The organism is Actibacterium sp., from assembly GCF_055134745.1.
Window position 1 is genome coordinate 47,448 of the sequence record NZ_JBSRVX010000045.1, and the last position, 13,526, is coordinate 60,973.

At 63.2% G+C, this 13,526-nt stretch carries 10 protein-coding genes; 9 read left to right on the forward strand and 1 reads right to left on the reverse strand.

Annotation, left to right across the window (positions count from 1 at the left end; all coding sequences use genetic code 11):
- The first annotated feature begins 113 nt into the window (after positions 1-113).
- The 5 genes from ACTCHC_RS09585 to ACTCHC_RS09605 all read left to right on the forward strand — a co-directional run bounded on the left by ACTCHC_RS09585 (position 114) and on the right by ACTCHC_RS09605 (position 6,140).
- A complete protein-coding gene (locus ACTCHC_RS09585) occupies positions 114-1,691 on the forward strand; it encodes a DUF5928 domain-containing protein (protein ID WP_463022265.1) in 1,578 nt (525 codons plus the stop codon).
- A gap of 9 nt (positions 1,692-1,700) precedes the next feature.
- Complete coding sequence (locus tag ACTCHC_RS09590) at positions 1,701-2,084, forward strand: HIT domain-containing protein (RefSeq protein ID WP_463022266.1); 384 nt, start codon at positions 1,701-1,703, stop codon at positions 2,082-2,084.
- 90 nt (positions 2,085-2,174) lie between these two features.
- Positions 2,175-2,357: a zinc-finger domain-containing protein gene (locus ACTCHC_RS09595; RefSeq protein WP_463022267.1), complete on the forward strand. Its 183-nt coding sequence runs from the start codon at positions 2,175-2,177 to the stop codon at positions 2,355-2,357.
- 54 nt (positions 2,358-2,411) lie between these two features.
- Positions 2,412-5,216 (forward strand): DNA polymerase I, encoded by a 2,805-nt coding sequence (gene polA, locus ACTCHC_RS09600; protein ID WP_463022268.1) that lies wholly within the window; start codon positions 2,412-2,414, stop codon positions 5,214-5,216.
- Positions 5,217-5,258: 42 nt separating this feature from the next.
- The gene (locus tag ACTCHC_RS09605; protein WP_463022269.1) at positions 5,259-6,140 is read left to right on the forward strand and encodes a cation diffusion facilitator family transporter; all 882 of its coding nucleotides are present in this window, start codon (positions 5,259-5,261) and stop codon (positions 6,138-6,140) included.
- Here the strand turns inward: ACTCHC_RS09605 and ACTCHC_RS09610 are convergent.
- Entirely contained in the window at positions 6,137-6,712 is a 576-nt protein-coding gene (locus ACTCHC_RS09610; RefSeq protein WP_463022270.1) for a DUF1285 domain-containing protein, read from the reverse strand. The two genes, ACTCHC_RS09605 and ACTCHC_RS09610, sit on opposite strands and share 4 nt — an antisense overlap.
- A gap of 83 nt (positions 6,713-6,795) precedes the next feature.
- On the opposite strand from ACTCHC_RS09610, the gene ACTCHC_RS09615 reads away from it, so the two are divergent.
- The 4 genes from ACTCHC_RS09615 to ACTCHC_RS09630 are packed head-to-tail and all read left to right on the forward strand — an operon-like array spanning position 6,796 to position 13,515.
- Positions 6,796-7,803 (forward strand): AAA family ATPase, encoded by a 1,008-nt coding sequence (locus tag ACTCHC_RS09615; RefSeq protein WP_463022271.1) that lies wholly within the window; start codon positions 6,796-6,798, stop codon positions 7,801-7,803.
- On the forward strand, positions 7,800-8,678 hold the full coding sequence (locus ACTCHC_RS09620) for a DUF58 domain-containing protein (protein ID WP_463022272.1): 879 nt from the start codon (positions 7,800-7,802) through the stop codon (positions 8,676-8,678). Before ACTCHC_RS09615 ends, ACTCHC_RS09620 begins: the two co-directional genes overlap by 4 nt.
- Positions 8,678-11,440, forward strand: a complete 2,763-nt coding sequence (locus ACTCHC_RS09625; RefSeq protein WP_463022273.1) for a DUF4159 domain-containing protein — start codon at positions 8,678-8,680, stop codon at positions 11,438-11,440. Before ACTCHC_RS09620 ends, ACTCHC_RS09625 begins: the two co-directional genes overlap by 1 nt.
- Complete coding sequence (locus tag ACTCHC_RS09630; RefSeq protein ID WP_463022274.1) at positions 11,437-13,515, forward strand: hypothetical protein; 2,079 nt, start codon at positions 11,437-11,439, stop codon at positions 13,513-13,515. Before ACTCHC_RS09625 ends, ACTCHC_RS09630 begins: the two co-directional genes overlap by 4 nt.
- The last annotated feature ends 11 nt before the right edge of the window (positions 13,516-13,526 follow it).

Sequence of the window (13,526 nt, forward strand, 5' to 3'; positions counted from 1 at the left end):
GCCGGGACTGGCTTATTCTTTGCGCAGGTAAGCAAAGAAATGCTGTTTATTCAACGCCTGTTCACGGTATCACGGTTAAGACCGTTCCATTCTGACGCGTATGACAGGCGCCAATGGCAAAGATAGCCTATATCCTTTTGTGTCACAAAGACCCCGAGGCCATCATCCAGCAGGCGCGGCGGCTGACCGCCGTTGGCGATTTCATGGCGATCCATTTCGACGCCCGCGCCAGGCAAGAGCATTTCCAGCAGATCCATGAGGCGCTGAAAGACAATCCCAATGTGACCTTCGCGCGCAAGCGGATCAAATGCGGGTGGGGGGAATGGTCGCTGGTGCAGGCCACCCTGCACGCCATCGAGGCGGCCGAGGCCGCCTTTCCCCGCGCCACGCATTTCTACATGCTGTCGGGCGATTGCATGCCGATCAAATCGGCCGAATACACCCATGCGTTTCTGGACGCGGCCGATCTGGATTATATCGAAGCTTTCGATTTCTTCGCATCGGACTGGATCAAGACCGGCCTGAAGGAAGACCGACTGATCTATCGGCATTTCTTCAACGAACGCACGCACAAGGCATGGTTCTATCGGTCGTTCCAATGGCAGAAAAAGCTGGGGCTGGCGCGCAGGATTCCGGATGAATTGCAGATCATGATCGGGTCGCAATGGTGGTGTCTGCGACGGCGCACGATCGAGGCCGTTCTGGAATTCGTCCGCAGGCGCCGCGATGTGGTGCGCTTCTTCCGCACGACATGGATACCGGACGAAACCTTTTTTCAGACGCTGGTGCGCCACCTGGTGCCCGAGCCCGAAATCCAGTCGCGCACGCTGACCTTTCTGGTGTTTTCGGATTATGGGATGCCGGCGACGTTCTATAACGACCACTATGATCTGCTGCTCAGTCAGGACTTCCTCTTCGCGCGCAAGATTTCCCCGCAGGCCGCCGAACTCAAGCGCAGGCTGGGCGCGCTTTATGCCAGCGAAGGCGGCACCTTCGCGATCTCGAACGAAGGGCGCGATCTGTACAAGTTTCTGACCGGGCGCGGCCGGATCGGGCGGCGGTTTGCGCCCCGGTTCTGGGAGACCGAATCCAGCCTGGGCCGCGAACGCGAACTGATGATCGTGACCTGCAAGAAATGGCATGTTGCCAAACGGCTGGTCGAACGGACGCGGCAGGTTTCAAACCTTCCTGCCATCGACTATCTGTTCAACGAAGAAGACACCAACCTGCCCGATCTGGGTGGTATCCAGACGACGCTGGAAAAACGCACCCGGCACAGGCGGGCGCTGATGCGGATGCTGTTCGACTATTACGAAACCGACCGGCTGGTGATCTGCCTGGACCCAAGCAATATCGACCTGATGCAGGATTTTTATTCCGACCGCTGCACCACAAGGTTGCTGGAGGTGCAGACCGAATTTTCAGATGAGTATCTTCTGGGCCATGCCCGGCGGGTCGGACTGGCGGGCGAGCGCACACCGCAGGAAACCATTGACCGGCTGTTGCCCACGATCCGCTATGATGTGGTGTTTGAATCCGATCGTATCCGCGATGCCGGCTTTGCACATTTCCATCGCATGCGCGAAGGCGCCAGCCTGGACGAGAACACATTGGAATTGTCGGCGTTTCTGGATATCCCTACCGACAAGGCGCGCGAAATTGCGGCCACACATTACTTGTTCAGCGATTGAGGTTCCAAGATGGCCTATTCCTATGACCCGCAGAATATCTTTGCCAAGATCCTGCGCGGTGAAATTCCCAACAAGACCGTGCTGGAAACCGAACATAGCCTGGCCTTTCACGATATCCGCCCGCAGGCAGAGGTTCATGTGCTGGTGATCCCCAAGGGGCCCTATGTGAATTTCGATCATTTCAGCACCGAAGCGCCGGTTGAGGAGCTTGTCGATTTCCACCGCGCCACCGCCGAGGTGTGCAGGATGCTGGGCCTGCAGCCGAGTGCGGGTGGCACCGGTTATCGTCTGATCTTCAATTCCGGCGATCACGGCATGCAGGAAGTGCCCCACACCCATGTGCATATCCTGGCTGGTCATCCGCTGGGGGCAATGCTGGTGCGCCCGTCCTGATACGGCTTTCCGGCTTGCCGGTGTCTGTTCAATCGCTATCATGCCCACCGAAACGCGGCCCCTGTGCCGTCAGTAACGGAGCCCTCCCCAATGACCATCAAAGCCCCTGAAACCGAAATCGTCAGCACTTGGCGCGTGGCTTGCGACGGGGGCGAAGGTGCGCTGGGGCATCCACGCGTGTGGCTGCAGGTCGATCACGATACCGGCTTTGTCGAATGCGGCTATTGTGACAAGAAATTTGTCCATGAAAGCTGCGCCGACACCATAAAATAGGCCAGCCCGCTTCCCTTGGCCGGGTCGGCCTGTCCCAGTTTGAAAGGACCGCCCATGTCATTCGGCAAAGGCTGCCATCTGCATCTGATCGACGGGTCTGCCTTCATTTTCAGGGCGTTTCATGCGTTGCCGCCGCTGACGCGCAAATCGGACGGCATGCCGATCGGTGCCGTGGCAGGCTTTTGCAATATGATCTTCAAGATGGTCGAAGATAACAAAGGCCCCGATGCGCCAACCCATGTGGCCGTGGTGTTCGACAAGGGATCGCACACCTTTCGCAACGACATGTATGACCTATACAAGGCCAATCGCGAAGAAATGCCCGAGGCCCTGCGCCCCCAGATGCCCCTGACCCGGCGTGCCACCCACGCCTTCAACATCGCCTGTCTGGAACTGGAAGGCTATGAGGCCGACGATATCATCGCCACGCTGGCCTGTCAGGCGCGCGATGCGGGCGGGCGCGTCACCATCATCAGCTCGGACAAGGATCTGATGCAACTGGTCGGGGATGGCGTCGAGATGTTCGATGCGATGAAGAACCGCCGTATCGGCCCCGATGAGGTGTTCGAAAAGTTCGGTGTTGGCCCCGATCGCGTGGTCGATATTCAGGCATTGGCCGGTGACAGCGTCGATAACGTGCCCGGCGCGCCGGGTATCGGGGTGAAAACGGCGGCCTTGTTGATTCAGGAATATGGCGATCTGGAAACCCTGCTGGCGCGTGCCGAAGAGATCAAGCAGCCCAAACGGCGGCAGGTGCTGCTTGAAAATCGCGCCCAGATCGAATTGTCGAAAAAGCTGGTGCAACTGGATTGCGACACGCCGCTTGATTTTACGCTGGACACGCTAGAGGTGCGCGAACCCGACGCCGACACGCTGATGGGTTTTCTGACCGAGATGGAATTCCGGACGCTGACCAAACGGGTCGCCGAAAAGATGGGTATCGCCGCCCCGGCCATTCCCGATGCGCCCGTCGCCGAAGATGCGCCCGCCCAGCCCGATCTGCCGCCCATTGACCCGGATGCCTATGAGTGTGTGCGTGATGCCGATGCGCTGGCGGTCTGGGTCGCACGGGCACGGGGGCGCGGCTGGGTGGCGGTTGATACCGAAACCACCAGCCTGGATGAAATGCGCGCCGAACTGGTGGGTATTTCGCTATGCGTTGATGCCGGACAGGCTTGCTACATCCCGCTGGCGCATAAGGATGGCGCCGACGGGGCGGGCGATCTGTTCGGGTCGGACAAGCTGGCCGCAGGGCAGATGGCAATGGAAACCGCGCTGGCGATGCTTCGGCCGCTGCTGGAAGATCAGGCCGTTCTGAAAATCGGCCAGAACATGAAATACGACGCCAAGATTTTTGCGCGCCATGGCATAAACGTGGCCCCGATCGACGACACCATGCTGATTTCCTATGCACAGCACGCCGGGCTGCACGGGCATGGCATGGACGCGCTGTCTGAACGCTATCTGAACCACACTCCGATCCCGATCAAACCGCTGCTGGGGTCGGGCAAATCGGCGCGCACCTTTGACCGGGTGCCGATTGATGATGCCGTGCGCTATGCCGCCGAGGATGCCGATATCACGCTGCGACTGTGGCAGGTGCTCAAACCGCAACTGCACCGGGCCCGCGTCACCACCGTCTATGAAACGTTGGAACGCCCGCTGGTGCCGGTCCTGGCGCAGATGGAGATGACCGGCATCAAGGTCGATCGCGACACGCTGTCTCGCATGTCCAACGCATTTTCGCAGAAAATGGCGGCGCTGGAGGATGAGATTCATCAACTGGCCGGGCACAGTTTCAATGTGGGCAGCCCCAAGCAACTGGGCGAGGTTCTGTTCGATCAGATGGGCCTGCCCGGCGGCAACAAGGGCAAGACCGGGGCCTATGCCACGGGTGCCGATGTGCTGGAAGACCTGGCCGCCGAAGGCCATGACCTGCCCGCCCGCGTGCTGGACTGGCGGCAACTGTCGAAACTGAAATCGACCTATACCGACGCGCTTCAGGACCATATCAACCCCGAAACGGGGCGGGTGCATACGTCCTATTCCATCGCAGGGGCGAATACGGGGCGTCTGGCCTCGACCGATCCGAACCTGCAGAATATTCCGATCCGCAGCGAGGAAGGCCGCCGTATCCGCGAGGCCTTCGTGGCCGAACCCGGCAAGGTGCTGCTCAGCCTTGATTACAGCCAGATCGAATTGCGCATCCTGGCGCATGTGGCGGATATCGAAAGCCTGAAACAGGCGTTCCGGGACGGGCAGGATATTCACGCCCTGACGGCAAGCGAAATGTTCGATGTGCCGCTGGATCAGATGACGCCGGATATCCGGCGCAAGGCCAAGGCGATCAATTTCGGGGTAATTTACGGCATTTCCGGCTTTGGCCTTGCCCGCAATCTGCGCATCCCCCGCGCCGAGGCGCAGGGGTTCATCGACCGCTATTTCGAACGCTTCCCCGGTATTCGTGAATATATGGATGAAACCATCAGTTTTGCCAAAGAACACGGTTTCGTCCAGACGCTGTTCGGGCGAAAAATCCATACGCCCGAGATCAACGCCAAGGGGCCGCATGCCGGCTTTGCCAAACGCGCGGCCATCAACGCGCCCATTCAGGGCACGGCCGCCGATGTGATACGCCGTGCGATGGTGCGTATGCCGGATGCCATTGCCGGGTTGCCCGCCAGGATGCTGTTGCAGGTGCATGACGAATTGCTGTTCGAGGTGGACGCCGCCGCCGTGGACGATACCATTTCCACTGTGCGCGACGTTATGGAAGGCGCGGCCATGCCCGCCATTCATCTTGATGTGCCCCTTACGGTCGAGGCCGGACAGGGCGCGAACTGGGCGCAGGCGCATTAGGGGGCCGATTTTTCTGCGGAAAATCGTTCGATAGGTTGGTAAATGCCGCATGATCATCACCATGCCGCCACAGGCGACCGGCGGATCATCTGGGCGATCGGCGTCAACATGGTTCTGACGCTGGCGCAGATCATCGGCGGGGTTCTGTCGGGGTCACTGGCGCTGATTGCCGATGCCATCCATAATTTTTCCGACGCGATATCGCTGATCGTGGCCTTTGCCGCCCGCCGTATTGCCCGCCGCCCGCGTGATGACGCGATGACCTTCGGCTATGGCCGGGCCGAGGTGGTGGCGGCACTGATCAATTACACGACGCTGTTGGTCATCGCGGTCTATCTGGTGGCCGAGGCGGTGATGCGCCTGATCGATCCGCCCGGCGTCGATGGCTGGATCGTCGTGATCATCGCGGGCGTGGCGCTGGTGGTGGATGTGATCACCGCGCTGCTGACCTTTGCGATGGCAAAGGACAGCGTGAATATCCGGGCGGCGTTCCTGCATAACGTGGCAGACGCGCTGGGATCGGTCGCGGTGATTTTCGCCGGCACGCTGATCCTGATCTATGACTGGCGGCTGGTTGATCCATTGGTGACGCTGGGTATTGCCGCCTATATCCTGTGGCAGGCCGGACGCGAGGTGATGCCGGTGATCCGCATCCTGATGCTGGGCACACCCGGTGCGCCGGATCTGGCGCGTGTCACCGATCACATTCGCGCCGATGAAGGCGTCGAAGATCTGCATCACGTGCATCTGTGGCAGATCGACGAACATCGCACCGCGTTTCAGGCGCATCTGGTCGTGACGCAGGGTGCCGATTTTGCCGAAGTCACCGCGCGGGTAAAGGCCGCGCTGGCAGATCAATTCAATCTCAGGCATGTCACGCTTGAGGCCGAGACGGCGCAAAAGGGATGTGCGGATCGCGATTAGGGTAATTCCGCCGACGGAATTACCGGAAAGAACGCCCCGCCTGACCACAGGCCAAACCAGCTTTGGCCGTCATGCGGATGATGCGCGCCGATATCGACCAGCCGGTAAAAGCTTTTGCGGTCGATCAGGGCCTCAAGATTGGCGCGCACATTGACATAGGGGGACGGTTCGCCGGTTTCGGGGTCGCGCACCACCCGGATGGGGTGATCCGGCCCGGCGGTCACGCTATCGCCGACATGGGTGGTAAAGGTGATCTGCTGCGATTCGCCACTGCCCGACACATCGAAGTCATCCGCCACGAAAGGCGCGTCCTCGACCGTTATGCCGACCTTTTCAACCGGAGTGACCAGAAAATAGTCATCGCCATCCTTGCGGATGATGGATGAAAACAGTTTCACCAATCCGGGGCGTCCGATGGGTGTGCCCAGGTAAAACCATGTCCCATCACGCGCAATCCGCATATCCAGGTCGCCACAGAAGGGCGGATTCCACAAATGAACGGGGGGCGGGCCTTTTTTGCCTGCCTTGCGGGCGGCAGAGGCCAGATTTTCAACGTCGGGTTTCACGATCATTTGTCCGCAGGTTCTTTTTGTCATTTGTGCCGGGCGGGATAGTTCCCTTTAATAGACCATATAGGACCGGATGGAGAGATGTCATGGCCGACGATGCCACACTGGTGGATGAAATAGAGGCGCTGGGCGAAAAGCTGGCGCTGGCACGGGGCAGCATAACCAGACGGTTCATCGGGCAGCCACGTGTGGTCGATCTGACGTTAAGCGCGCTGTTATGCGGCGGGCACGGGTTGCTGATCGGGTTGCCGGGGCTGGGCAAGACGCGGCTGGTTGATACGCTGTCCACCGTGATGGGGCTGAACGGCGCGCGCATCCAGTTCACCCCCGACCTGATGCCGGCCGATATCCTGGGGTCCGAGGTGCTCGAGTCCGCCGCCGATGGCAGCCGTGCCTTTCGGTTCATCAAGGGGCCGATCTTTTGCCAGCTTCTGATGGCGGATGAAATTAACCGCGCCAGTCCCCGCACCCAGTCGGCCCTATTGCAGGCCATGCAGGAACGCATGGTGACAATCGCCGGGCAGGAACACGCGCTGCCCGCGCCGTTTCATGTTCTGGCCACGCAGAACCCGATTGAACAGGAAGGCACCTATCCCCTGCCCGAGGCACAGCTTGACCGTTTTCTGGTGCAGATCGACGTGCCCTATCCCGACCGCCAGACCGAGCATGACATCCTGATCGCCACCACGGGCGTCACCGAAGACCGCGCCCATGCCGTGTTCACCGCCGATGATCTGATCGCCGCGCAGGCGGTGATCCGGCGCATGCCGGTGGGCGAGGCCGTGGTCGCCGCGATCCTTGATCTGGTGCGTGCCTGTCGCCCGGGTGATGCGGATGCGCCGCAGATGGTGCGCGAAAACGTGGCCTGGGGGCCGGGGCCGCGCGCCGCGCAGGCGCTGATGCTGGGGGTGCGGGCGCAGGCATTGCTGGAAGGGCGGCTGGTGCCGTCGGTGGATGATGTGGCGCGCATGGCGGGCCCGGTGCTGAAACACCGCATGGCGCTGTCCTTTGCTGCCCGCGCGCGGGGCGAGGCGCTGGAGGATATCATCACCGCCGTCATCGACCGCGTGACCGGGATCGAGGCCGCGGCGTGACACCCACACCCGCCACCCTGCGCGCCCGTGCCGAAGGGCTGGCGGCGTCGCTGCCGCCGCTGCTGGCGGGGGCCGAGCATCTGGCTGCCACCGTATTGCTGGGCGAACACGGGCGGCGGCGCGCGGGCATGGGAGATGAATTCTGGCAATACCGCCCCGTGCATCCGGGGGATGAGGCGCGCAATATTGACTGGCGCCGTTCGGCCCGGTCGGATCAGCATTTCGTGCGTGAAAAGGAATGGCAGGCGGCGCAAAGCGTTCTGATCTGGGTCGATGATGCGCAATCCATGCGCTTTGCGGGCGATGGGCGGCATCCGTCCAAGGGTGATCAGGCGCGTCTGCTGGCGCTGGCCGCCGCGATTCTGCTGATCCGGGGCGGCGAACGGGTGGGACTGGCGGGCCATGCCCTGCCGCCGCGCCGGGGTGAATTGCAACTGTTGCGGCTGGCACAGGCTTTTGCCGATCAGGCCGATGCCCCCGATTACGGCGTGCCCGAGGCGCGCGGGATGCTGCCCGGATCGCGGGCGGTGTTCGTGTCGGATTTTCTGGGCGATATGGCCGCCGTGGAAACCGCGCTGACCAAGGCCGCCGATCGCGGCGTGCGCGGTGCGTTGCTGCAAGTTCTTGACCCGCAAGAGGAAAGCTTTCCCTTTGACGGGCGCACCATATTCGAAAGCATGGGCGGCAGCCTGCGCCATGAAACCCTGAAGGCGGGCGATCTGCGCGCCCGGTATCTGGATCGTCTGGCGGCGCGCAAGGCGCGTCTGGCCGATCTGGCCCGGCTGACCGGCTGGCATTACAACTGCCACCATACCGGCCAAAGCGCGCCGGGGGCGCTGTTGTGGCTGTATCGCGCCCTGGAACGGGGGCGCTGATGCTGATTCTGGGCCCCATCGGTTTTACGGCGCCCTGGCTGTTGCTGGGGCTGGCGGCATTGCCGGTGCTGTGGCTGTTGCTGCGCGCGGTGCCGCCTGCGCCGATCCGGCGGCGGTTTCCGGGGGTGGCGCTGCTGTTGGGGCTGCGCGATGACGACCATCAGACAGACAAGACGCCGTGGTGGCTGTTGTTGCTGCGGATGCTGGCGCTGGCGGCGGTGATCCTGGGCTTTGCCGGGCCGGTGCTGAACCCGCAGGATCAGCGGGCGGGCAGCGGGCCGTTGCTGGTGCTGATTGACGGCAGTTGGGCCGACGCGCGTGACTGGGACCGCCGGATCGCGCGGCTGGACACGCTGCTGGATGATGCCGGGCGCGGCGCACGGCCCGTGGCCGTGGTGCTGGCCACTGATCTGCCAGATGGGCCGTTGCCGTTTCAGGCCGCTAATATCTGGAAGGCCGGTTTGCGCGGGCTGGCCCCGCGCGCATGGAACCCCGATGACGCTGCGCTTCGGGACTGGGCCGGCGGGCTTTCGGGGGCGTTCGACACGTTCTGGATGTCGGACGGGGTGGCGCGCGACAGCCGCGCCGATGTGCTGGCCGCGCTGGAGCGGCGCGGGCAGGTGCGTGTGTTCGAAAGCCCGCGCCCGGTCTATGCGCTGCGCCCGGCCCGTTTCGATGCCGGCAAGATCGCCTTGACCGCCTTGCGGGCCCGGGCCGGGGATGCGGTGGAAACCACCTTGGTGGCGCGCGGGCCAGACCCCAATGGCATCGACCGCGATCTGGCGCGGGTGCCGGTGACATTTGACCCAATGCAGATGCAGGCCGATGCCGAACTTGTCCTGCCCGCCGAACTGCGCAACCGGGTAACGCGTTTCACCCTTGAAGGGGTGCGTTCGGCAGGCGCTGTCAGCCTGACCGATGACAGCCTCAAGCGGCGCAAGGTGGCCCTGATCGCCGCGCGCGATGACCGTGAAGGGCTGGAGCTGTTATCGCCGCTGCATTATCTGCATCAGGCGCTGGCCCCCACCGCCGATCTGATCGAGGGGGGGCTGGGCGATGCGCTGCTGGCCAGCCCCGATGTGATCGTGCTGGCCGATGTGGCCACTGTATCGGACGGAGAACAGCGCGCGCTGCTGGACTGGCTGGACAAGGGCGGGCTGCTGGTGCGTTTTGCCGGACCGCGACTGGCCGCCAGCGATATCAGCCGCGATACCGAAGACCCGCTGATGCCGGTGCGGCTGCGGGCCGGTGGTCGCAGCGTCGGCGGCGCGATGAGCTGGGGCGAGCCCAAATCGCTGCGTCCGTTTGATGATACATCGCCTTTTGCGGGCCTTCCCGTCCCCGAGGATGTGCAGGTCACCGCCCAGGTTCTGGCCCAGCCCGACCCCGATCTGGCGGCGCGGTCGATCGCGGCGCTGGCCGATGGAACGCCGCTGGTGACACGCAAACGCGTGGGGCAGGGGCAGATCGTGCTGTTCCATGTCACCGCCAATGCGCAATGGTCCAGCCTGCCGCTGTCTGGCCTGTTCGTGCAGATGCTGGAACGTCTGGCGGTATCGACGCGCCCGGCGCGGCCCGATGCCGCCGATCTGGCTGGCACCACATGGGTGCCCGAACAGATGCTGAATGCCTTCGGCGAGCTGGTGGATGCCGGAACGCTGGCCGGTGTGCCGGGTGAAGCGCTGGCCGCGGGTATGGTTTCGGCCAGCCACCCGCCGGGGCTGTATGCGGGTTCGGATCGGCGGATCGCCTTGAACGTTTTCGCAGATGACACCGCACTGGCCGCCGCCGACTGGCCAGCGCGCATTGCGGTGGAAGGTCTGGTCGTGGCGCGCGAGACCCCGCTCAAGGGCTGGCTGCTGGCGCTGGCGCTGGCGCTGCTGGCGCTGGATGCGATTGCGGCACTGGCGTTGTCGGGCCGGCTGCGTGTCGGGCGCGGTGGGGCGGTGGCCGGGCTGGTGGCGCTGATGCTGGTCACGCCGCCCGGTGCCCGCGCGCAATCGGATGACGGGCGCGCCATCGCGGCGACATCCGGGGTGGTTCTGGCCCATATCATTACGGGCGATGCATCGCTGGATGCCATCGCCCATGCCGGATTGCGCGGGTTGTCGGCCAAGCTGACCCAGCGCACATCGGTTGAACCGGCAGCACCGATCGCCGTGAACCTTGAAACCGACGAATTGTCGTTCTTTCCGTTTCTCTATTGGCCGGTGTCGCAGTCGCAGCCGGTGCCATCCGATCAGGCTTATGCCCGGCTGAACCGCTATCTGCGCAGTGGGGGCATGATCCTGTTCGATACACGTGACGCGGATGTCGCACGATTTGGCGGCGGGTCGCCTGCGGGGCGGCGGTTGCAGCAACTGGCCCGCCCGCTGGACATACCGCCGCTGGAACCCATTCCGGCCGATCATGTGCTGACGCGCACCTTTTATCTGTTGCAGGATTTTCCCGGCCGTTTCGATGGCCGCGATGTCTGGGTCGAGGCCGCACCTGCCGATGCGCAACAGGTGGAAGGCATGCCGTTTCGCAACCTCAATGACGGGGTCACGCCGGTGGTGATCGGCGGGAATGACTGGGCGTCTGCCTGGGCCGTTGATGAACAGGGGTTGCAGCTTTACCCCGTGGGGCGCGGCTATGCCGGGGAACGCCAGCGAGAGGTTGCCTATCGCTTCGGAATCAACCTGATCATGCATGTGCTGACCGGCAACTATAAATCCGATCAGGTGCATGTGCCCGCGCTGCTGGACAGGTTGGGCCAATGAGCGGGCTGGTGATCTTTGACATGCTGCTGCCCTGGGCCGTGGTCTGGGCCGTGTGGGGGCTGGTGGCCGGCCTGATCGTTCTGGCGGCCTGGCGCGGGTTGCGGGGCTGGTGGATCCGGGCGCTGGCGGCGGCGGTACTTTTACTGGCCATTGCCAACCCGTCCTTGCAGACAGAGAACCGTTCGCCCTTGTCCGATATCGTGGTTCTGGTGGTTGATGACAGTTCCAGCCAACGCCTGTCGGACCGTGCCGATCAGACTGCCGCGGCCATTGATCGCATCACCACGCAGGTGGCTGCGCTGGGTAATACCGAGTTGCGGATCGTGCATCTTGCCGATGCGCCGGGCGATGGCGGTACGCTGATGATGGGGGCGCTGGCGCAGGCGCTGGCCGATGTGCCGCGTGCGCGTCTGGCCGGGGCGATCCTGTTGACCGATGGCCGGGTGCATGACATCGAGGCCGCCCCCGACATGCCCGCGCCGCTGCATGCGCTGCTGACCGGTCACGACACAGATTGGGATCGCCGGCTGATCGTTACCAATGCGCCCGCCTTTGCCATTCTGGACGAGCCGGTGACGCTGACCTTGCGCGTCGATGACCAGGGCGCGGTGCCCGATGCCGCCGGGACAATGGCGCAGCTTTCAATCAGTGTCGATGGCGAGGAACCGCAGGTGTTTTCAGTGCCCGTTGGCCGCGATCTGGATCTGCCGGTGACGCTGCGCCATGGGGGCATGAATGTTATCCAGTTCCAGGTCGCCACCGCCGAGGGCGAACTGACCGATCGCAATAACGGTGCCGTGGTGCAGATCAATGGCGTGCGTGACCGGTTGCGCGTGCTGCTGGTGTCGGGCGAACCGCATCCGGGCGAGCGTACCTGGCGTAATCTTCTGAAATCGGACAGCAGTGTCGATCTGGTGCATTTCACCATCCTGCGCCCGCCCGACAAGCAGGACGGTGTGCCGGTGACCGAATTGTCGCTGATCGCCTTTCCAACCCGCGAGCTGTTCATGGACAAGGTCGACGAATTCGACCTGATCATTTTCGACCGTTATCGGCGGCGGGGAATTCTGCCCACGGCCTATTTCGAGAATATTCGCCGCTATGTTCAGGATGGCGGCGCGCTGCTGATCGCGGCGGGCCCGGATTTTGCCAGTGCCGACAGCCTGTATCGTTCGCCATTGGCGGATATCCTGCCCGCGGCCCCTACGGCGCGTGTGATCGAGGATGGCTTTCATCCCGCCATCACCGATCTGGGCCAGCGTCATCCGGTGACCGAAGGGTTGGAACAACAATGGATCGCTGCGAACGGAAATGACTGGGGCCGCTGGTTCCGGCTGATCGAGATTGACCCGTTGCGCGGGCAGACGGTGATGTCGGGGGCAGACGGGCGCGCGTTGCTGCAGTTGGACAGGGTTGGCGAGGGCCGCGTTGCGTTGATGGTTTCTGATCAGGCCTGGCTGTGGGATCGCGGGTTCGAAGGGGGCGGGCCGCAACTGGAATTGCTGCGCCGTTTGGCCCATTGGATGATGAAGGAACCCGAACTGGAAGAAGAAGCCCTTCGTGCCACGGCACAGGGCCAGACAGTGACAATTACCCGACGGTCGCTGACGCAGGCCGACAGGCAGGTGCAGATCACCGGGCCGGATGGTGCCGTGACCGTGCTGCCGCTGGCCGAAACCACGCCGGGGCGCTATAGCGCCGAGTTCGTAGGCCCCGATATCGGGCTATACAGGCTGACCGATGGCGATCTGGATACCGTCGTCGCGCTAGGCCCCGCCGCGCCACGTGAATTTGAACAGACCATCGCCACGGGCGATGTCCTTGCCGATGTTGTCGAGGCTACACGCGGGGGGATCATGGCGCTGGAGGATGGTCAGCCCGCGATCCGCGCGGTGCGCGAAGGCCGGGCGGCCGCCGGGCGCGGCTGGGTCGGGATCACGCCGCGCAATGCCTATGTCGCCGCCGATATCACGGTCAGACCGCTGATGCCGGGCTGGGCGATCCTGTTGCTGTCGGCGTTGCTGATCATTGCTGCCTGGCTGTTCGAAGGCCGCCGCCTGCGCCGCCCCGTCTAGGAAGCCGGTTG